The sequence below is a fragment of the Limnobaculum xujianqingii genome (assembly GCF_013394855.1).
Lineage (GTDB): Bacteria > Pseudomonadota > Gammaproteobacteria > Enterobacterales > Enterobacteriaceae > Limnobaculum > Limnobaculum xujianqingii.
The window spans coordinates 383,338-405,181 of the sequence record NZ_JABMLK010000002.1; the positions used below are offsets into that span (position 1 = coordinate 383,338).

At 46.0% G+C, this 21,844-nt stretch carries 16 protein-coding genes; 13 read left to right on the forward strand and 3 right to left on the reverse strand.

The window, feature by feature from the left end:
• The first annotated feature begins 5 nt into the window (after nucleotides 1–5).
• From aceF to GOL65_RS15565, 5 genes are all read left to right on the forward strand, one after another.
• The gene (gene aceF, locus GOL65_RS15545) at nucleotides 6–1,880 is read left to right on the forward strand and encodes a pyruvate dehydrogenase complex dihydrolipoyllysine-residue acetyltransferase (RefSeq protein ID WP_140919576.1); all 1,875 of its coding nucleotides are present in this window, start codon (nucleotides 6–8) and stop codon (nucleotides 1,878–1,880) included.
• Between the two features lie 182 nt (nucleotides 1,881–2,062).
• Entirely contained in the window at nucleotides 2,063–3,487 is a 1,425-nt protein-coding gene (gene lpdA, locus GOL65_RS15550) for a dihydrolipoyl dehydrogenase (protein WP_140919577.1), read from the forward strand.
• 514 nt (nucleotides 3,488–4,001) lie between these two features.
• On the forward strand, nucleotides 4,002–5,396 hold the full coding sequence (gene chiP, locus GOL65_RS15555) for a chitoporin ChiP (RefSeq protein ID WP_140919578.1): 1,395 nt from the start codon (nucleotides 4,002–4,004) through the stop codon (nucleotides 5,394–5,396).
• Between the two features lie 56 nt (nucleotides 5,397–5,452).
• Nucleotides 5,453–5,782: a ChiQ/YbfN family lipoprotein gene (chiQ, locus tag GOL65_RS15560; RefSeq protein ID WP_140919579.1), complete on the forward strand. Its 330-nt coding sequence runs from the start codon at nucleotides 5,453–5,455 to the stop codon at nucleotides 5,780–5,782.
• A 22-nt stretch (nucleotides 5,783–5,804) separates the two neighbouring features.
• Entirely contained in the window at nucleotides 5,805–8,483 is a 2,679-nt protein-coding gene (locus GOL65_RS15565; RefSeq protein WP_140919580.1) for a family 20 glycosylhydrolase, read from the forward strand.
• Between the two features lie 199 nt (nucleotides 8,484–8,682).
• Here GOL65_RS15565 and GOL65_RS15570 read toward each other — a convergent pair whose 3' ends face one another.
• Nucleotides 8,683–8,973 (reverse strand): hypothetical protein, encoded by a 291-nt coding sequence (locus GOL65_RS15570; protein WP_140919581.1) that lies wholly within the window; start codon nucleotides 8,971–8,973, stop codon nucleotides 8,683–8,685.
• A gap of 351 nt (nucleotides 8,974–9,324) precedes the next feature.
• On the opposite strand from GOL65_RS15570, the gene acnB reads away from it, so the two are divergent.
• Together acnB and yacL are read left to right on the forward strand one after the other, a co-directional pair.
• Complete coding sequence (acnB, locus tag GOL65_RS15575; RefSeq protein WP_140919582.1) at nucleotides 9,325–11,925, forward strand: bifunctional aconitate hydratase 2/2-methylisocitrate dehydratase; 2,601 nt, start codon at nucleotides 9,325–9,327, stop codon at nucleotides 11,923–11,925.
• Between the two features lie 338 nt (nucleotides 11,926–12,263).
• The gene (gene yacL, locus GOL65_RS15580; RefSeq protein WP_140919583.1) at nucleotides 12,264–12,626 is read left to right on the forward strand and encodes a protein YacL; all 363 of its coding nucleotides are present in this window, start codon (nucleotides 12,264–12,266) and stop codon (nucleotides 12,624–12,626) included.
• Here the strand turns inward: yacL and yddG are convergent.
• Nucleotides 12,623–13,513 (reverse strand): aromatic amino acid DMT transporter YddG, encoded by an 891-nt coding sequence (gene yddG / locus GOL65_RS15585; protein ID WP_140919584.1) that lies wholly within the window; start codon nucleotides 13,511–13,513, stop codon nucleotides 12,623–12,625. The two genes, yacL and yddG, sit on opposite strands and share 4 nt — an antisense overlap.
• A 625-nt stretch (nucleotides 13,514–14,138) precedes the next feature.
• Between yddG and GOL65_RS15590 the strand changes: the two genes are divergently transcribed.
• The 6 genes from GOL65_RS15590 to GOL65_RS15615 all read left to right on the forward strand — a co-directional run bounded on the left by GOL65_RS15590 (nucleotide 14,139) and on the right by GOL65_RS15615 (nucleotide 20,337).
• Nucleotides 14,139–14,768: a ferredoxin-like protein gene (locus tag GOL65_RS15590; RefSeq protein ID WP_130592260.1), complete on the forward strand. Its 630-nt coding sequence runs from the start codon at nucleotides 14,139–14,141 to the stop codon at nucleotides 14,766–14,768.
• Nucleotides 14,769–14,822: 54 nt separating this feature from the next.
• Nucleotides 14,823–16,922: an aldehyde ferredoxin oxidoreductase gene (locus tag GOL65_RS15595; protein ID WP_140919585.1), complete on the forward strand. Its 2,100-nt coding sequence runs from the start codon at nucleotides 14,823–14,825 to the stop codon at nucleotides 16,920–16,922.
• A 17-nt stretch (nucleotides 16,923–16,939) separates the two neighbouring features.
• Nucleotides 16,940–17,644, forward strand: coding sequence for a YdhW family putative oxidoreductase system protein (locus GOL65_RS15600; protein ID WP_140919586.1), 705 nt, complete (start codon nucleotides 16,940–16,942; stop codon nucleotides 17,642–17,644).
• Nucleotides 17,645–17,861: 217 nt separating this feature from the next.
• Nucleotides 17,862–18,530 carry a 4Fe-4S dicluster domain-containing protein gene (locus GOL65_RS15605; protein WP_140919587.1) on the forward strand — a complete coding sequence of 223 codons (669 nt, stop codon included), beginning with the start codon at nucleotides 17,862–17,864 and terminating at the stop codon, nucleotides 18,528–18,530.
• A complete protein-coding gene (gene phsC / locus GOL65_RS15610; protein WP_140919588.1) occupies nucleotides 18,527–19,312 on the forward strand; it encodes a thiosulfate reductase cytochrome B subunit in 786 nt (261 codons plus the stop codon). Before GOL65_RS15605 ends, phsC begins: the two co-directional genes overlap by 4 nt.
• Complete coding sequence (locus GOL65_RS15615; RefSeq protein ID WP_140919589.1) at nucleotides 19,312–20,337, forward strand: hypothetical protein; 1,026 nt, start codon at nucleotides 19,312–19,314, stop codon at nucleotides 20,335–20,337. The genes phsC and GOL65_RS15615 overlap by 1 nt, the downstream gene beginning before the upstream one ends.
• 29 nt (nucleotides 20,338–20,366) lie before the next feature.
• On the opposite strand, the gene hemL is transcribed toward GOL65_RS15615, so the two are convergent.
• The gene (gene hemL / locus GOL65_RS15620) at nucleotides 20,367–21,653 is read right to left on the reverse strand and encodes a glutamate-1-semialdehyde 2,1-aminomutase (RefSeq protein ID WP_140919590.1); all 1,287 of its coding nucleotides are present in this window, start codon (nucleotides 21,651–21,653) and stop codon (nucleotides 20,367–20,369) included.
• Between the last annotated feature and the right edge of the window lie 191 nt (nucleotides 21,654–21,844).

The window sequence follows — 21,844 nt, forward strand, 5'->3', positions numbered from 1 at the left end:
ATTAAATGACTATTGAAATCAAAGTGCCGGATATCGGCGCTGACGAAGTAGAAGTAACCGAACTGCTGGTGAAAGTGGGTGACACCGTTGAGGCTGAGCAATCACTGATTACCGTTGAAGGTGATAAAGCTTCAATGGAAGTTCCTTCACCACAGGGTGGTGTAGTTAAAGAAATTAAAGTACAGGTGGGCAGTAAAGTGTCTACCGGTACGCTGATTATGATCTTTGATGGTGCTGATGCAGCGCCAGCTCCAAAAGCAGAAGCTCCGGCTGCTGCTCCGGCAGCCACTGCTCCAGCGGCTTCAGCAGCTAAAGATGTTCAGGTTCCTGACATCGGTGGTGATGAAGTTGAAGTGACCGAAGTATTGGTGAAAGTAGGCGATAAAGTTGAAGCTGAACAATCACTGATTACCGTTGAAGGCGATAAAGCCTCAATGGAGGTTCCGGCGCCGTTCGCTGGTGTGGTTAAAGAGATTAAAGTACAAGTGGGTAGTAAAGTGTCTACTGGTACCTTGATTATGGTATTTGAAGTCGCGGGCGCTGCGCCTGCTGCGGCAAGTGCACCGGCTCCAGCGGCTGCTCCTGCAGCAACGGGTGGCGTATCAGCTAAAGATGTTCAGGTTCCGGATATTGGCGGTGACGAAGTAGAAGTGACCGAACTGCTGGTGAAAGTAGGCGATAAAGTTGAAGCTGAACAATCACTGATTACTGTTGAAGGCGATAAAGCCTCAATGGAAGTCCCGGCTCCGTTCGCTGGTACGGTTAAAGAGATCAAAGTTCAGGTAGGCAGCAAAGTGTCTACTGGCTCGCTGATTATGGTGTTTGAAGTTGCGGGCGCTGCGCCTGCTGCGGCAAGTACACCAGCTCCGGCAGCCGCTGCTCCGGCTCCTGCAGTTGCAGCGGCTAAACCAGCGGCACCGGCTGCTTCTGGTAGCAATGAGTTTGCCGTGAACGACGCTTATATTCACGCGACTCCGGTTATTCGTCGTTTGGCTCGTGAGTTTGGCGTTAACCTGGCGAAAGTGAAAGGTACGGGTCGTAAAGGCCGTATCCTGAAAGAAGACGTTCAGGCCTACGTGAAAGATGCAGTGAAACGTGTTGAATCTGGTGCGGTTGCTGCTTCTGGTGGTTCTCTGCCAGGTCTGCTGCCGTGGCCGAAAGTTGATTTCAGCAAGTTTGGTGATATTGAAGAAGTTGAACTGGGTCGTATCCAGAAGATCTCTGGTGCTAACCTGCATCGTAACTGGGTGATGATCCCTCATGTTACGCAGTTTGATGAAACTGATATTACTGATGTTGAAGCTTTCCGTAAGCAGCAAAACGTTGAAGCCGAGAAGAAAAAGCTGGATGTGAAAATCACTCCGCTGGTGTTCATTCTGAAGGCAGTTGCAAAAGCGCTGGAAGAAATGCCTCGCTTTAACAGCTCGCTGTCTGAAGATGGTCAGAAGCTGACGCTGAAGAAATACATCAACATTGGTGTAGCTGTTGATACACCAAATGGCCTGGTGGTTCCGGTATTCCGTGATGTGAATAAGAAAGGTATCGTTGAACTGTCTCGTGAACTGGCTGAAATCTCCAAGAAAGCACGTGCCGGCAAGCTGACAGCGTCCGATATGCAGGGTGGTTGTTTCACCATTTCCAGCCTGGGTGGTATCGGTGGTACTGCGTTTACACCAATCGTTAACGCACCAGAAGTGGCTATCTTAGGCGTATCTAAATCGTCAATGAAGCCGGTTTGGAACGGTAAAGAGTTTGCACCACGTCTGATGCTGCCACTGTCTCTCTCCTACGATCACCGCGTGATCGACGGTGCTGATGGTGCGCGTTTCATCAGTTTCATTAACGATGCGATGTCTGACATTCGCCGTTTAGTGATGTAATTTGAGGGCCGGCCAGTGGCCGGCCTTTTAATTCTTGTTTTTGTACGGAATTATTGGGAACTCTTGTTTGCAGAATTGTTATGTTTCTGTAAACTGAAGTGGTCACACAGGTTCCGGCAATGCACGCTATGATGAAACAGAACCAACGCCGGTCGGCCGGGAAAAAATTTAAGAGGTCATAGATGAGTACTGATATTAAAACTCAGGTTGTGGTACTTGGAGCAGGTCCCGCAGGTTATTCAGCAGCTTTCCGCTGCGCGGATTTAGGTCTGGACACCATTATCGTTGAACGTTATTCCACTCTGGGTGGCGTATGTTTGAACGTAGGTTGTATCCCTTCAAAAGCGCTGCTTCACGTTGCTAAAGTAATTGAAGAAGCGAAAGCACTTGCCGTACACGGTATTGTTTTTGGTGAGCCAAAAACTGATATCGATAAGGTTAGAGTCTGGAAAGAAAAAGTTATCGACCAACTGACTGGCGGTCTGGCGGGTATGGCCAAGATGCGTAAAGTTCAGGTGGTTAATGGCTATGGTAAGTTTGTTGGTCCGAATACCATTGCGGTTGAAGGTGAAAATGGCGTAACTAACATTAATTTTGACAACGCTATTATTGCTGCGGGTTCGCGTCCTATCCAGTTGCCATTTATCCCTCATGAAGATCCACGCGTTTGGGACTCTACCGATGCGTTAGCACTGAAGACTGTACCTAAGCGTCTGCTGGTTATGGGCGGCGGTATTATCGGCCTGGAAATGGGTACCGTTTATCACGCTCTGGGTTCTCAGATCGACGTAGTAGAAATGTTTGATCAAGTGATCCCTGCTGCAGATAAAGATGTGGTTAAAGTATTCACCAAGCGTATCAGCAAGCAATTTAACCTGATGCTGGAAACCAAAGTCACTGCGGTTGAAGCGAAAGAAGACGGTATCTATGTGACAATGGAAGGTAAGAAAGCGCCTGCCGAGCCACAGTGTTACGATGCGGTTCTGGTTGCCATTGGTCGTGTGCCAAATGGAAAACTGCTGGAAGCGGGTAAAGCAGGTATCGAGGTTGACGATCGCGGCTTTATCCATGTTGATAAGCAAATGCGCACTAACGTTCCTCATATTTTTGCTATCGGTGATATTGTTGGTCAGCCAATGCTGGCACACAAAGGTGTCCATGAAGGCCACGTAGCCGCAGAGGTTATCTCTGGTAAGAAACACTACTTTGATCCGAAAGTTATTCCATCTATTGCCTATACCGAGCCAGAAGTGGCATGGGTTGGTCTGACAGAGAAAGAAGCAAAAGAGAAAGGGATTAACTATGAAGTCTCCACTTTCCCTTGGGCGGCCTCTGGTCGTGCGATTGCTTCTGACTGTGCAGACGGTATGACTAAGCTGATTTTTGATAAAGACTCTCACCGTATCATCGGTGGTGCCATTGTTGGTACCAACGGTGGTGAACTGTTAGGTGAAATTGGCTTAGCAATTGAAATGGGCTGTGATGCTGAAGATATCGCATTAACTATTCATGCTCACCCAACATTGCATGAATCAGTTGGTCTGGCTGCGGAAGTTTATGAAGGTACAGTGACCGACTTACCTAATCCAAAAGCTAAGAAAAAGTAGTCAACAGACTATCCAGTCATATTAAAAAAACCGCTTCGGCGGTTTTTTTATGTCGAAAATTTACTGAATTATTCATTACTACCACCTTTCCATTTTGGTTTTGACTTCCGCATTATTCTTCCCTGATTGAACTGATATAACCATTTTTTTGCTAAAAATGACCGGCTATCATTTTTCGTTATAGAAAATATGTTAAATGATTAGTCAGTTATTTAATTTTGATAATTATCTTTGTGATAACACGCAGGGTTACTTTTGTATTCAATGTGTTTTAAAGCTATACATTTTTGCATGTAAAACAATCGATTATTTTAGTTAGTCGGTTTTTTTCTCCATTTGTGCCTTTTTTATCATTTTGTGCCACAGGTCATGATTTTAACATTTACTTATAATATGCGTTGATAATTCGCGTCGCGAAAAATATGCTTGAGCTTACTAAACATTACAAAAGCTCATTCAGTGGGGATTCTGAGATGAGCAATTTTAACGATGTGATATCTTGGAGACTTCGAGGATGAGAGCAATTAATAGTTTCAAGCGCAAGTATTTGGCATATGTTATCGCAGGAGCCACTTTAGCTTCAGGACAATTTTTTATTCCTGAAGCAGCGGCAGAAGGTAAAGGCTTTGTTGAAGATTCGAGCCTGACCGGTGGTATTTATTACTGGCAGCGTGAACGGGATCGCAAAGACGTTAGCACTGGTCATTATGAAACTAACCTGTCTCACTCAACCTGGAACGCTAATCTGGATTTTTCCTCCGGTTATGCAGCCGATATGTTTGGTCTGGATGTTGCGGTATTTACTGCCATTGAAATGGGTGAAGCGCACGACAGTGGACATCCAAACGAAATTGCATTCTCTTCGAAAAACCGTACTTACGAAGAAGATTACTCCGGTGATAAGAGCGGAGTCAGTTTGTACAAAGCTGCGGCTAAATTTAAATATGGTCCGGTTTGGGCGCGAGGCGGATATATTCAACCAAGTGGTCAAACTCTGCTGGCTCCACACTGGAGTTTGCTGCCAGGTACCTATCAGGGTGCTGAAGCAGGTGCTAACTTTGATTTTGATAAAGCAGGTGCACTGAGCTTCTCCTATATGTGGGCTAATGAGTACAAAGCACCATGGCACACTGAAACAGATAATTTCTATCAGAATGATAAAAAAACCAAAGTAGATTATCTGCACTCTATCGGTGCTAAATATGATTTCAAAAATGACTTTGTGTTAGAGGCTGCTTTTGGTCAGGCGCAGGGTTATGTCGATCAGTACTTCGGTAAAGGTTCTTACAAGTTTGATGTGTTGGGTAACCCATTAAGCACCAGCTATCAGTTCTACGGTACCAGAGACAAAGTAACCGGTGGTGGTGTTAACGATATTTATGACGGCTTAGCCTGGACTCAGGCGCTGACTATGGGCTACAAAGCGGGCCAGTTTGATTTCCGTTTAGAAGGTACCTGGGTTAAAGCCGAAGGTAATCAGGGCTTCTTCCTGCAGCGTATGACGCCAACTTACGCCTCTTCTAACGGTCGTTTGGATATCTGGTGGGATAACCGTTCAGACTTCAACGCCAACGGTGAAAAAGCCGTATTTGCTGGCGTAATGTATGACCTAAGCAAGTGGGATTTAGCCGGATGGGCAGTGGGTGGTTCTTATGCTTACGCATGGGATGCTAAACCAAGTACCAATGATGCCTATGACCAGAGCCAGCGTGTTAAAGAGAGCTCTTATAGCCTGGATGCGTTATACACCGTACAGGAAGGTCGTGCGAAAGGTACACTGTTTAAACTGCACTTTACCCAGTATGACAACCATTCAGATAACCCAAGCTGGAGCAATGGCTACGGCAACATGTTCCAGGACGAACGTGACGTTAAGTTTATGGTTATTGCACCATTCACTATTTTCTAATGCCTTCACCTCAGCCTGATTTTTCAGGCTGAGGTTTTTTTACAGGATTATCCGCCATGAAAAAAGTTTTACTAGTTATTGCGATGACCGTTGCTTTAGGCGCCTGTGCCCCACAAACAGAAACCGTGCAGGAAGATGTTTCGCTGAGAGATGCTTACAGTGCCTGCATTAATACTTCTAAAGATTCTCCGGAAAAACTTCAGGCCTGCCAGTCAGTGTTGGATGTTTTAAAGAAAGATAAAAAACATCAAGAGTTTGCCGAGAAAGAAAGTGTTCGCGTACTGGATTATCAACGTTGCCTGCAGGCAGCTAAAACCGGTAATGGTCAGGCATATGAGAAGCAATGCGATAAGGTCTGGCAAGAAATTCGCGCAAATAATGGTTAATTAAAAATGGAGCAAGATAAGCATGAATAAGTTCAAACTAAGTACCCTTGCAGTCTTAGCCGCCACCTGCGGTTTTGTTGGTAGCGCTAATGCGGACCAAAAAACCGTCGATCAGTTGAGCCATCTTAAAGTTAATTACAAGATTGTTGATAATCTGGCGGCTGAGCACGGCGTAGATTGTAGTGCGCTGGGCGCCGACTGGGCATCTTGTACTAAAGTCATGATTACTCTGACTAACCCTTCTGCAGAAATTAAAGGTAAAGATTGGGCGATCTATTTCCATAGCATCCGTCAGATCCTGCGGGTTGATAATGACCAGTTCAAAATTAGTCTGGTAACCGGTGACTTACACAAGCTGGAACCAACTGATAAGTTCACCTCTTTCCCTGAAAACAAAGCCATCGAAATTCCAATTATTGCTGAATACTGGCAGATCTTTAAAACTGACGCGATACCACGTTGGTATGCGGCTGCTGAAGGTGCAAAAGCAAAAGTTATCGCCAGCACTGACACCGAAGATTTGAGTAAATTCAGCGATCCACTGGCTGGTGAAGATTATGGTGATGTATGGAAACGTACTAAAGACGACCATAACATCCTGATGAATACCGCTAATCGTTTTGATAAAAACGCAGACGTGAAAGTATTGCCTGCCGCGGATCTGCGCGGACAAATCATTCCAACGCCAATGGAAGTGAAAGTTCACGAGAAAGATGTGGATCTGAGCAAAGGCATCTCTCTGGAAGCGAAAGATCTGGATCAAGTCGCCGCTGACGTTGTACTGAAGCACTTTAAAGCACTGGGTGTTGCTACCAATGCTTCTGGTTACCCGATCAAAGCAGCAATTTCAGCTGATGTATTTAAAGGCCCAATGGCCGTTTCTGGTGCCTATGAGCTGAAAATCGGAGAGAAAGGCGCTGAAATTACCGCGTATGATAAGGCCGGTGTATTCTATGGTCTGCAATCGATTCTTTCCCTGTTACCTGTTGATGGCAGCAAGAAAATTGCTACGCTGGATGCTAAAGATGCGCCACGTTTTGAATACCGTGCGATCTTCCTTGATGTGGGACGTCACTTCCATACCAAGCCAGCAGTACTGCGTCTGTTAGATCAAATGTCGACCTACAAGCTGAACAAGTTCCACTTCCACTTAAGTGATGATGAAGGCTGGCGTATCGAGATCCCAGGGCTGCCTGAATTGACCGACGTAGGCAGTAAGCGCTGTCACGATCTGGATGAGAAGAGCTGCCTGTTGCCTCAGTTAGGTTCAGGTCCGGATAGCAACAATAACGGTAGCGGTCACTTCACCCGTGCTGACTATATCGAGATTGTAAAATATGCTAATGCTCGTCAGATTGAAGTGATCCCTGAAATTGATATGCCGGCTCACGCCCGCGCCGCTATCGTATCAATGGAAGCGCGTCACGATCGCCTGATGAAAGAAGGCAAAGAGAAAGAGGCAAATGAGTTCCGCCTGCTGGATCCTACAGATACCTCTAATACTACTTCCGTTCAGTTTTATAACCGTATGAGTTACCTGAACCCATGTCTGGATTCATCCAAACGCTTTGTAGATAAAGTGATTGGTGAAGTTGCCGCGATGCACAAAGAGGCCGGTCAGCCAATCGGCACCTGGCATTTTGGTGGCGACGAAGCGAAAAACATTCGCTTGGGTGCAGGCTATCAGGATCTGAATGCAGAGAAGAAAGAAGCATTTAAAGGCACTATCGATCAGAGTAAAGAAGACAAACCTTGGGCTAAATCTCAGGTCTGTCAGACGATGATCAAAGAAGGTAAAATTGAAGATTATGAACATCTGCCAAGCCATTTTGCACAAGAAGTCAGCAAGCTGGTTAATGCTCACGGCATTGAAAGAATGCAGGCATGGCAAGATGGTCTGAAAGATGCCAAAGATTCTAAGGCATTTGCAACCAAGCGCGTTGGCGTTAACTTCTGGGATACCCTGTACTGGGGCGGTTTTGACTCAGCTAATGACTGGGCAAACAAAGGCTATGAAGTGGTTATCTCTAACCCGGATTACGTCTATTTAGACTTCCCGTATGAAGTGAACCCACAAGAGAGCGGTTACTACTGGGGCACACGCTTTAGCGATGAGCGCAAAATATTTAGCTTTGCACCAAACAACTTACCGCAAAACGCAGAAACCTCCGTTGACCGTGATGGCAATGCGTTTGCCGCTAAGAGCGATAAAGAGTGGCCGGGAGCTTATGGTATCTCCGGACAATTGTGGAGCGAAGTAGTACGTACCGATAATCAAATGGAGTACATGATCTATCCACGTATGATGCCGCTGGCAGAACGCGCATGGCACCGTGCTGCATGGGAAATGGATTACCAGAAGGGTAAAGAGTTCAAAGGTGGCGAAACCACATTTGTTGATAAAGCGTCATTGCATAACGACTGGGTCCGTTTTGCTAACATTGTTGGTCAGCGTGAACTGGCAAAACTGGATAAAGCCGGTGTTGCTTACCGCTTACCAGTACCGGGTGCAAAAGTGGTGAATGGCAAACTGGAAGCAAACGTTGCTCTGCCAGGGGTTATCATCCAATACACCACCGATAACGGTAAGAGCTGGAAACGTTATGATGACAGCGCAAAACCAGAAGTGAAGGGTGATGTGTCTGTACGCAGCCAGAGCCATGATGGTAAGCGCTTCAGCCGTTCCGGCAAAGTAAACTAAGCAGTTAGTTAATAACGTTCTCTGTTTTGGCCACGGCAGAGAACGTGAACTTAGTGGCTACTTTCTCATAGGAGTGGTGAACCTCTGGTGCTATAGGTGCCAGAGGTTTTTTTATTTATAAGCAATAAAGGGGGAATAACGATTGGATAGTATAGGTATCCGGAGATAAGTTTTACCTGTTATGTTCGAGCCTGACTATTTAACTTCCTTCATCTTTAAAGCTAAAGAAAAAGAACATGGAAAGCAGGGAGCCAATAGAGATCAAAACGATTAACAGGTAGTGCAGACCAAACTCCAGAGAGGAGAGTAGTGGATTCCATTCAACTTCCGATTCAACTTCATGCAGCGGTAATTCAATTTCACCGGCAGGATGATAAATATCAGCATTAAAATGGTAAATCGAGAAGCGAGCTATCACCAGCAAAATGATTGTAATGATAATAACTAACAGTATGTAATGATAGGGTTTTAAACCCCGTTTGAGGTTCATTCTGGCATCCTTGCTTGAATGATGTGATAAGCCTCAAATATACCTGATTACCCCTTTAAAAACTAATGCTATTTTTTTTGCGAAAATGTAAAAAAAATGTAATAAAATACTATACTCGATGGGGCCGGTTAAGGTAGTTTGGAGCAAGGCGTAATTTGCTTCATAAAGACCATAATGCGCATATAGACTTAGTGTGATTAGATTAACAAATTGCAGGTATATCACTAGGCTAACGGCGTGCGCTGGTGCAATTTATCCGAAGTGAGAATATACCGCTGATTAACAAAATTGTGGTCTTTAACGCTATAAAGTTCACTGCTTAATATAACAATGATAGTGGGGGAAGTCGTCGTGCTAGATGAATACCGTAAACACGTTGCTGAGCGTAGTGCCGAAGGCATTGTGCCAAAACCGTTGAATGCTGAGCAAATGGCCGGTTTGGTGACGTTATTAAAAAGTCCACCTGTTGGAGAAGAAGCCTTTCTTCTCGATCTGTTAACTAATCGCGTACCGCCGGGTGTAGATGAAGCAGCTTATGTTAAAGCGGGTTTCCTGGCTGCTATTGTTAAGGGTGAAGCAACATCACCACTGATTTCACCAGCAAAAGCCATTGAGTTACTGGCTACTATGCAGGGTGGGTATAACATCCAGCCGCTGATCGATGCACTGGATGATGAAAAGCTGGCTCCGATTGCGGTAAAAGGCTTATCCCATACTCTATTAATGTTTGATAACTTTTATGATGTTGAAGCAAAAGTCAAAGCCGGAAATAAATACGCTCAACAGATTATGAAGTCCTGGGCCGATGCCGAATGGTTTCTCTCGCGCCCGCCGTTAGCCGATAAGCTCACCATGACCGTATTTAAAGTCAGCGGTGAAACCAATACTGATGACTTGTCACCAGCTCCTGATGCCTGGTCTCGTCCTGATATTCCTCTGCACGCGCTGGCGATGCTGAAAAACCCTCGCGATGGCATTGTGCCGGATGAGCCAGGAAAAGTAGGTCCAATCAAAAAACTGGACGAATTGAAGCAGAAAGGCTTCCCGCTGGTCTATGTAGGTGACGTAGTGGGCACCGGCTCTTCCCGTAAGTCAGCGACTAACTCCGTTTTATGGTTTATGGGCGACGATATCCCATTTGTACCAAACAAACGGGGTGGCGGTGTGGTGTTAGGTGGCAAGATTGCACCTATTTTCTTTAACACGATGGAAGATGCAGGCGCTCTGCCGGTTGAAGACGTTGATGTTTCTAAACTGAATACCGGTGATGTGATTGATATCTATCCGGTGAAAGGTGAAATTCGTCGCCATGATAACAATGAACTGCTGGCAACTTTTGCACTGAAGACCGATGTTCTGTTAGATGAAGTGCGTGCCGGTGGTCGAATTCCATTAATTATCGGACGTGGTTTAACCACCAAAGCCAGAGAGTCACTAGGTTTACCTCGCAGTGAGGTGTTTGTTCAGGCACAGTCAGCCGATGCCTCCAGCAAAGGTTATACTCTGGCACAGAAAATTGTGGGTAAAGCCTGCGGCGTGAAAGGCGTGCGTCCTAAAGAGTACTGCGAACCTAAGATGACCTCAGTAGGATCTCAGGATACCACTGGCGGTATGACTCGTGATGAGCTGAAAGACCTGGCCTGTCTTGGCTTCTCTGCCGATTTAGTCATGCAGTCATTCTGTCATACTGCTGCTTATCCTAAGCCGGTAGACGTTCAGATGCATCACTCGCTGCCTGATTTCATTATGAATCGTGGTGGTGTATCTCTGCGTCCGGGTGATGGCATCATTCACTCATGGTTAAACCGTATGTTACTGCCGGATACCGTGGGTACCGGTGCTGACTCCCATACCCGTTTCCCAATAGGTATTTCCTTCCCGGCAGGCTCCGGTCTGGTAGCGTTTGCTGCGGCAACAGGGGTTATGCCTCTGGATATGCCGGAATCTGTACTGGTGCGTTTCACCGGTAAAATGCAGCCGGGTATTACGCTGCGTGATTTAGTGCATGCGATTCCTTATTATGCGATCCAGCAAGGTATGTTGACCGTAGAGAAACAGGGTAAGAAGAATATCTTCTCTGGTCGTATTCTGGAGATTGAAGGTTTACCGGATCTGAAAGCAGAACAAGCCTTTGAGCTGGCCGATGCCTCGGCAGAGCGTTCAGCAGCAGGTTGTACCATCAAGCTGAACAAAGAGCCGGTGGAAGAATACCTGAGATCTAACATTGTTATGCTGAAGTGGATGATTGCTGAAGGCTATGGCGATGAGCGTACTATCGGTCGTCGTATTGAGGCAATGGAGAGCTGGTTAGCCGATCCTCAGTTACTGGAAGCCGATGCTGATGCAGAATATGCAGCGGTACTGGAAATCGATCTGAACCAAATCAAAGAGCCTATCCTTTGTGCACCAAACGATCCGGACGATGCCCGTCTGCTGTCTGAGGTTACTGGCGATAAGATTGATGAAGTATTTATCGGTTCATGTATGACCAATATCGGTCACTTCCGCGCAGCCGGTAAGTTACTGGAAAAAGTGAAGGGTAAACTTCCAACTCGCTTGTGGGTGACTCCACCAACCAAGATGGATGCAACCCAGTTGAGCGAAGAAGGGTATTACAGCATCTTTGGGCAAAGCGGGGCGCGCATTGAAATGCCGGGCTGCTCTTTGTGTATGGGTAACCAGGCACGAGTCAACGAAGGCGCTTCAGTGGTATCCACTTCCACACGTAACTTCCCGAACCGCTTAGGTAATGGCGCTAACGTCTATCTGGCTTCCGCCGAGCTGGCAGCGGTAGCTGCACTGCTTGGTCGCCTGCCAACGGTAGAAGAGTACCTGGGCTACATGGCTGAAGTCGATAAAACTGCGGATGACACCTATCGCTACCTGAATTTCGACCAGTTAAACGAGTACACCAAAAAAGCCGAAGGCGTAATCTTCCAAACGGCTGTTTGATAGCACGCTGTTCTACAATAAAACCACGCCCCAGGGCGTGGTTTTTTACATAAAAAGTCTTTCAGAAAGCAAATCGTCGGGAGAGGCCGTCATACACCGTTGCTAAGTACAAATGATCTTCTGGTCGGGCACAATGCATATATGCGTATGAAGTTATTACAGTCAGAATACCCGCTAAAGCTGATAAGAGTATTTCCTACTATATTTCCCCTCTGACATTGCAATACCCCAAAAAGATCATAGTACCTAACCCCATTCCATGACTATTATAGAGATATCATCTACGGGATTATCCCGCAGTAAAACTAACGGAAACCGCACCGCGACAGGAGCATATTATGGACTATGAACTCAGGCTGGATGTTACTGGTCAGGTCTTTGCCAGTTTCTCTATGGGCCATGAAGCTATTGGCCACTGGCTAAATGAAGAGGTGAAAGGCAACTTAGCCCTGTTAGATGAAGTAGAGCTGGCTATACAACAGGTTCGGGGTAGTGAACGCCAATGGCAAAAAATTGGTCATGAATATACGCTGTGGCTGGATGGAGAAGAGGTAATCGTACGTGCCAATCAAATCGATCTGGAAGGTGATGAAATGGAAGAGGGCATGTTTTATTACGATGAAGAAAGTCTCTCCTGCTGTGGCGTAGAGGATTTTCTTGAGGTGCTCAAAGGCTATCGTGAATTTATAGCAGGAGGCTAACTATTACCGGCGTTATTCCTGCTGGCAGACCAGCAAAGCAGAGAACCTAAAATAACCATCACCAGCCCGGACCAAAAGCTGTTGCCCGGCCAGGTGCTAAGCCACAGGCTGGCAATCAGAATAGAGAACAGCGGCGTAAAGTACGAAAGCGCTGCCACCAGCGTCATATTGCCCTGACGCATTGCCTTATCCCAGCAAAGATAAGCAATGGCAGTGGTTCCCCCCATAAGCAGTAATTCCAGTAATGTGGCCGTAGAAGGCATCTTCGTTGGAAGACCGGAAAACACAAAAGTCATTCCCCACAGGCAGACTGAGGTGGCTAACAAGAATAATGGTAAAACACCTTTTCCCTGACAGTATATTCTTACCAGATTAGAATAAAGGGCCCAGGACAGAGCCGCGATTAGCGCCAGTAGATAAGCAACAGGGTTTTCCCTTGCATGGGTAATAAATTGCTGAAGGCTCAGCGTGCCACCGCTCACCACCCAAACGACACCGCAAAATGCCAGGAATACTCCTGGCCATAGCCACCAGCGAGCCTTTACCTTTAATAACGGCATGGCAAAAGCCAGCGTCAGGCTTGGCCAAAGGTAATTGATTAATCCAATTTCTAACGTTTGGGCGCGATTGGCTGCCATACCAATTGCCAGAGCAAAACAGACCATATAAACCACAAACAGTGCACCACAGCCCCAAAGATAGGTGGATCGCTGTTCTCTGACCTTTGGCAGACCAATGACACACAGCACCAACAAGCCACTTACGCTATATATTGCGGCACCGGCACCAAAAGGGCCTAAGGCTTCAGAGATACTGCGAGTTAAGGCTACGCTCATACTCCACAGTAAGATCGCAATAACGCCGCACAGAGTGGCAAGTTTGTTCATAGAGTCAGATATAGTGAAAAAGAGATAATGGGCATGGAGTTTACCATTATCTTATCTGTTTAGTAGATCTGACGTTTGAGAGTAGCAGATAATTTTATATTTATATTAACAGGGATATTTGCGCTTTCCTGAAAAATAGCTATTAAATATTAATTTTCATCAATCGTTGTGTATATTTATTTATAGCGGTTAAGTTTTATAAATAAATGAATTTAGCATCATTGATAACTGCTAAATATATTGGTTTTTACTATGTAAAATCTAATTTTACGCCATCAAAACACCCATTTATTTTTTGTCTTTTTTCTTGTTGTTTTTTAGCATCCTGATTTATCACTATGTTATTTATTTGAATTTTTTAATAACAATATTTTTATATAATTAAAAAATATATCAAATTATTTTTATAATTCTTTTTTAATTTTTCAAATGATAATGAAAATCAATAACCTTATTTTTTATATGGTTATTGTTTTTTAATTGATAACGATCACGGATTATTATCATAAAGAGGGTGATTATTAAATCAGATACCCACTTAGAGGTATCAGATTTTCCCTTGTTTTATAAAAATAATTTTAATTGCGTTGTTATTTTAGCGAGTACGGAAGAGGATGTGAATTAAATGCCTAATAATGCTGAACGCCCATTGTTAGCAATGGGTTTAACACGACTCGAGTTTTTACGTATCTCAGGTAAAGGTCTTACCGGATTGGCAATAGCACCTTCTCTGTTATCTCTTTTTGGTTGTAAACAAGAGGATGTTGATAACGGTACGGTTGGCTTAATAACAACGCCAAAAGGTGTGTTGGTAACACAGAGAGCGCGATGTACCGGTTGTCATCGCTGTGAAACCTCCTGCACAACCTTCAATGACGGCTCTGTCGGTACCTTTTTTTCCCGAATTAAAATTCACCGCCACTATTTCTTTGGTGATAACGGTGTCGGCTCCGGCGGCGGCCTGTTTGGTGATTTAAATTACACAGCGGATACCTGCAGACAGTGTAAAGACCCTCAATGTTTGAAAGTCTGTCCTATTGGCGCTATCTCCTATAACGAAAAAGAGGGCTGTATCGCCGTCGATCATAAACGTTGTATTGGATGCAGTGCCTGCACCACAGCCTGTCCATGGATGATGGCCACCGTAAATACTGAAACCAAGAAATCATCAAAATGTATTTTGTGTGGTGAATGCGCTAATGCCTGTCCTACCGGGGCATTAAAGATCATTGAGTGGAAAGATATCACTGTTTAATCGGCAACATCCGAAAACAGCTCCTTTTGATTTATGTGCTCTAAGGAAAACATCATGGCTAATGGTTGGATGGGTAACATCTTAAGAATCAACCTCTCTTCAGGAGAGATTAGCGTGGAAGACACCAGCAAATATAAGAAATTTGTTGGTGGCATGGGGATTGGTTACAAAATCATGTATGACGAGGTTCCTGCCGGAACCAAACCCTTTGATGAAGCTAATAAGCTGGTGTTTGCCGTCGGTCCCCTGACCGGGTCTGGAGCACCATGTAGTTCAAGGGTCAATATCACCTCTCTTTCTACCTTCACCAAAGGCAATTTGGTGGTTGATGCGCATATGGGCGGTTTTTTTGCCGCACAGATGAAATTTGCTGGTTATGACGGAATTATTATTGAGGGCAAAGCCAGTTCCCCGGTATGGATCAATATCAAAGACGATAAAGTCACCATTGAAAAAGCTGATTTCTTATGGGGCAAAGGAACCAGAGCAACCACGGAAGAGATCTGTCGGATAGCCGGTTCTGAAACCTGTGTCGCGGCCATCGGCCAGGCAGGTGAAAATCTGGTACCGCTCTCTTGCATGCTGAATAGCCGTAACCACAGCGGTGGTGCGGGTACCGGTGCCATTATGGGTTCCAAAAATTTGAAGGCGATTGCCGTTGAAGGCACCAAAGGGGTCAAGGTAGCAGATCGTAAAGAGATGAAGCGTCTTAACGATTACATGATGACCGAGTTGATTGGCGCCAATAATAACCATGTAGTGCCAAGTACACCTCAGGCATGGGCTGAATATTCATCTCCAGGTTCCCGCTGGACGGCGCGTAAAGGATTGTATTGGGGAGCGGCAGAAGGTGGACCAATTGAAACCGGTGAAATACCTCCGGGTAATCAAAACACCGTTGGTTTTCGCACCTATAAGTCAGTGTTTGACCTGGGGCCGGCAGCAGAAAAATACACGGTAAAAATGAGCGGCTGTCACTCTTGCCCGATTCGCTGCATGTCCCAGTTGAATATTCCCCGGGTGAAAGATTTTGGCGTACCGACCACTGGTGGTAACACCTGCGTGGCTAACTTTGTTCATACCACTATTTTCCCAAAAGGCCCTAAAGATTTTGACGATAAAGGCGATGGTAGCGTTATTGGCAATCTGGTGGGGCTCAATCTGTTCGATGATTATGGCATCTGGTGTAACTATGGTCAGCTGCATCGTGATTTTACCTATTGCTATACCAAGGGTGTTTTCAAGCGTGTTTTACCGGCAGAAGAGTATGCGGAAATTCGCTGGGATCAGTTAGAGGATGGCGATCCTAATTTTATTAAAGACTTCTACCACCGCCTTGCTCATCGTACTGGCGAGCTGAGCCATCTGGCGGACGGCTCTTATGCCATTGCTGAACGCTGGAATCTGGGAGAAGAGTACTGGGCTTACGCCAAAAACAAACTTTGGTCTCCGTTTGGTTTTCCTGTTCACCATGCGAATGAAGCTTCCGCGCAAGTGGGTGCTATTACCAACTGTATGTTTAACCGTGACTGCATGACCCACACCCATATCAATTTTATTGGCTCGGGTTTGCCGCTCAAATTACAGCGAGAAGTAGCAGCAGAACTGTTTGGTTCTGAAGATGCTTATGACGAAACCAAAAACTATACCCCAATTAATCAGGCCAAAATTAAGTATGCCAAATGGACCTTACTAAAAGTCTGTTTACACAATGCGGTCACCTTATGTAACTGGGTATGGCCAATGACGGTCTCTCCACTGAAGAGCCGTAATTATCGCGGCGATTTAGCGTTAGAAGCCAAGTTCTTCCAAGCTATTACTGGTGATGAAACCACCCAGGAAAGTCTGGATTTGGCAGCCGAACGTATTTTTACGCTGCACCGGGCTTATACCGTGAAGCTGATGCAAACCATGGATATGCGCAATGAACACGATCAGATCTGTTCATGGGTGTTTGATAAGGATCCGCAAATTCCGGTATTTACTGAAGGTACTGACAAAATGGACAAGGACGATATGCATAAAGCATTCACCATGTTCTATACCGAAATGGGTTGGGACCCTGAGCTGGGTTGCCCGACGAAAGAGACGTTACATCGTTTAGGTATGGAAGATGTGGCCACTGATTTGGCTTCATTGAACCTGTTACCTTAAATCAGAACGGTGGAAATATGCGTGAATCGACTGAAGACCTCTCCTTGATTAATGAAGGCGCTGTTAATACTACGGCAACCGAGGCGGTTGATAGCGGTAAACGGCGCTGGATAACGGCGATAAGGGATGAGGCCGGTACTCTTCAACAGGATATTGAGTCAGCACAGCAACAACTGGCTGAACAACAAGATTCTCCTGCTGATGTGGTGGTCGATTTTATCCGGCAGAGTTCCATCGCAGGCGCGCTGGTGCCCCGAAGTATGTTACTGGAGCCTCCTTACTCGATGTCAGAACCGGATCTGGCACAAGTACTGGAAGAGATCGAGCATACCGAAGCCTTTGCCGACATTATGATCAGTGCCGGAGCCAGGGATGATTATTACTATTCTAGCCAAAGTATTTCGGTGAATTACGCCAACATGTGCGTGCTGGTGATTGAGAAAGATGTTTGTCGAACCATCGCACAAGCGGTGAGGTTTGAATGTGAAACCTATCCCCGTCCTTACAAAGTTGCGATGCTGACTCAGGCTCCTTACTTTTTTGAACCGGAACAGATTGAAGCGGCTTTGACGGCGATTGACACTCATCCTGATTATGCAGATATCCGGCCGGTAGCTTCATCTGACGGGCAGGCGTACTTGTTCAGTGAGCGGTTTATGAGTTACGGAAAAGCTTATGGACTGTGTGAATGGTTGGAAGTTGAGCAGTTTCAAAATCCATAACGCATCAAAATGGCCAGACAGTACAACGTTGCGTATGGATTACAGGGTGTAATGACAATTAAAAAACAGAAGATTCAGGTCATTATTCATAAGCAGTACCTTGCTATTTCATCATATTAGAAATAGAGAATGGCGGAGAAAGAGAGATGAGCAATGCATTGTTAACGTTGTGGATGATGCCGGGATACTGCAGTCAACAGAATCAGGGGATAAGCAGATGACCTACACTCGGCGTAAATTTGTCATCGGTATGGGTACGGTTATATTTTTCTCCGGCCCGGGCCAAAGCTTACTTGCAGCATCAAACAAAACCAATCAGGTTCGTTACGCCATGATTCATGATGAGACTCTGTGCAATGGCTGTAATCTGTGTGCCAGAGCCTGTCGCAAAGTGAATCATGTTCCCGATCGGGGAAGCCGTCTATCCATTGCCCATATTCCGGTTTCCGACAATGAAAACGAAACCCAATATCACTTTTTCCGCCACTCCTGTCAGCATTGTGAAGATGCGCCCTGTATTGATGTTTGCCCAACGGGAGCCTCATGGCGTGACGATCGGGGAATTGTGCGGGTAGATAAACAACGTTGTATTGGATGTAGTTACTGCATTGGTGCATGCCCTTATCAGGTTCGTTACCTTAATCCGGTGACTAAAGTGGCGGACAAGTGCGATTTCTGTGCCGAATCCCGACTGGCAAAAGGTTTTGCCCCTATTTGCGTTAATGTTTGCCCGCAGAACGCGTTAATTTTTGGCCGTGAAGACAGCGAAGTGGTACAGAACTGGCTAAAAAATAATAAATACTATGAGTACCAGTTAAAAGGTGCCGGTGCTCCTCATCTTTATCGCCGTTTTGGTCAACATCTGATTAAAAAGGATAATGTATGAACGCGATGCCAAATGCTGAACAGTTTCAGTCCCAGCTAAGTCTCTACATTCCCGTATTTACGCCAGAGTTCTGGCCGGTATGGTTGGTGATTGCAGGAATAGCGTTAGCAGGGATGTTATTGGTGCTGGCGCTGCATGCCTTTTTACGTTTCAGGCAAGCTAACCGACAAATGCAGGACCACGGCGAGAAAGTTTATCTCTACTCGAAAGCCGTGCGTTTATGGCACTGGTCTAATGCCCTGTTATTTATTCTGTTACTGTGCAGCGGTTTGATTAACCATTTCAATTTAGTTGCTCCGGCAGCGGTTAAAAGCCTGATTGGGGTACACGAAATTTGCGGGTTTCTATTGTTAGCCTGCTGGATTGGTTTTGTGCTGATTAATGCATTGGGGGGTAATGGTCATCATTATTTGATCAAGCCTCAAGGTTGGTTGGGGCGTGCTATAAGGCAGGTGAACTTCTATCTGTTTGGCATTATGAAAGGAGAAGAGCATCCTTTCCCTGCGACTCAAAGCTCTAAGTTTAATCCCCTACAACAGGTTGCCTATCTGGGAGTCATGTATGGACTGGTGCCTCTGCTGCTGATTTCAGGATTGATCTCCCTCTATCCGGAGGCTTTGGGTTTACAGCAGATTGGTATTCGATACTGGATCCTTCAGGCTCATTTCTTACTGGCAGTGTTTAGTCTGTTTTTTATATTTGGTCATCTGTATTTGTGTACTACAGGGCGTACACCAACAGAAACCTTCAAATGTATGATTGATGGTTATCATCGTCACTAATGCTGCTGATTACCCGCAAAGAGCTAAGGGCCTGGCGAACAGGCCCGAAAATTTACCGCTGGTTTCTCAGGAATTTTCCTGAGGGCGGGCGTTACGCTGATGTCCACAATGCTTTGATTCGGCATGGCTATGTTGACTGGGCTACCAGTCTGGTTGAGTACGCCTATTCCCTGTGGCTGGAAAAAGAGAACTTTGCCCTGCAGGAAACGGATGCCACCGACCTGCTGGCCGATGTGTTAAGCCATCGGCTGATGACCGTTGATATCTCTTCATCTTTGTTTCTACCCTCACTGCATTCTTCAACACCAAATGATTTCAAGTCGGCCGTTGCCAATCAATATGCAGGGCGGCAAGCGAGTGGTGCAGACTATTTCAGCGTAATGAATATTGATAATGGTAGCCAGATTAGCAATAGCGGCGATGAAGCCCGGATAGGTAGCACCGGCAGTAGCGTAAGAATCGCCAGCTCTGGAGTAAACAGTCAGATTGGCAGTTGTGGCGAATATGGCTGGATTAGCAGCTCAGGCTACTCAACTCAGGTTGCCAGCTGTGGCTATGGTGCCCGAGTTGGCTGTGTCGGACATGATGTTCGGGTCGGGAGTTCAGGGGACAGGGCGCGTATTGCCGCTGCAGGGAATTCGGCCAAGATTAGCAGCTCCGGGCGAGGCGTAAAAATAGGCAGCGCAGGAATGCGAGCACGTATAAGTAGTGTGGGAGATAGCTCTAAAGTGGCCAGTGCTGGCGATCTCTCACATATTTCCAGCTTTGGCACCGAAGCCAGAGTGGTTAGTGCCGGAAATGATGCACGTATTGTGGCAATGGGAATGGGTTCACTGATAGCTTGTGCTGGCTCGATTGACTATGTGGTATTAGGAAAAGGAGGCTGTGCTTCTATTCCCTATTTTGATGGTGAACGGATTCGTTTTGCTGTTGCTTATGAAGGGGAAGGAAACATTAAGGCCGGAGTGAAATACTGCCTGAATCACCAGCATCAGTTTGTAGAATGGGATAGCGAAATCCGGTGATATCAGGGATATCACCGGAGAGTAATCACTTACGCAGCCAGTTTTGCAAAGCAGCGTTCAGCGGCATCAATAGTGCGTTGAATATCTTTCGCTGAATGAGCCAGTGACATAAAGCCCGCTTCAAATGCTGATGGCGCCAGATAGACACCTTCCTGCAGCATCAAATGGAAGAAGCGCTTAAAGCGTTCAACGTCGCATTTCACCACGTCCTGATAACAGGTTACGCTGTCAGTATCAGTGAAGAAAATACCAAACATACCGCCAACGTAGTTCATCACCAGAGGGATACCTTGTCTTTTTGCTGCTTCCAGTAAACCATTAGCTAACTGCTCGGTTCTTTCTGCCAGCTGTGAGTAAACACCCACATCGGTAAGCTGGCTCAAGCAGGCATAACCTGCGGCCATTGCGATAGGGTTACCTGACAGGGTTCCTGCCTGATATACCGGACCAGTTGGAGCCAGAGCGGCCATTACATCGCGACGACCACCAAATGCACCAACTGGCATACCGCCACCGATGATTTTACCTAAGCAGGTCAGGTCTGGCGTAACGTTGTAGTAAGCCTGAGCTCCGCCCAGCGCAACACGGAAGCCGGTCATCACCTCATCAATAATTAACAGTGCGCCGTACTGGTCACACAATTGACGTAAGCCCGGCAGGAAGTCGGCAGCCGGAGGAATACAGTTCATATTGCCAGCTACGGGCTCAACAATAATACAGGCGATAGAGTCAGGATTTTGTTCAAACGCCTCACGTACAGTATTGAGATCGTTATAAGTACAGGTCAGGGTATGTTTAGCAAAATCAGCTGGTACGCCCGGAGAGTTTGGCTGGCCTAAAGTTAGTGCGCCCGAGCCTGCTTTTACTAACAAACAGTCGGCGTGGCCGTGGTAGCAACCTTCAAATTTAATGATTTTATCGCGACCGGTAAATCCTCGAGCCAGGCGAATAGCGCTCATAGTGGCTTCAGTACCAGAGTTAACCATCCGTACCATATCCATGGATGGAACCAGTTCGGTAACCAGGGTTGCCATCTCCACTTCCATTTCGGTTGGTGCACCAAAGCTTAAACCGCGCTGTACAGCTTCAATGACTGCGTCACGAATAACATCATTATTATGGCCAAGGATCATTGGACCCCATGAGCCTACATAGTCGATATAGGCTTTACCATCAGCATCATACAGGTAAGCACCGTCAGCACGTTCAACAAACAGTGGTACTCCGCCCACGCCGGTAAATGCACGTACTGGTGAGTTAACTCCGCCGGGGATGACCTGCTGGGCCTGTAGATAAAGACTTTCTGATTTACTCATGAAGAGGCTCCTGCCTTGTTATCGGAATAGGTTATATCCGCCTATTCTAAAAGAACTGAGGATAAATATCAGCTTTAGAATCTTTACCAGTCTTGTCAAAGGGTTTCAATAGTTTGAGTATTATTGAAAAAAGGGAGGTAAAGGCAGGAAAAAATAAAGCGTAATTTGACGCATTTTGTTACCGGCGTTGG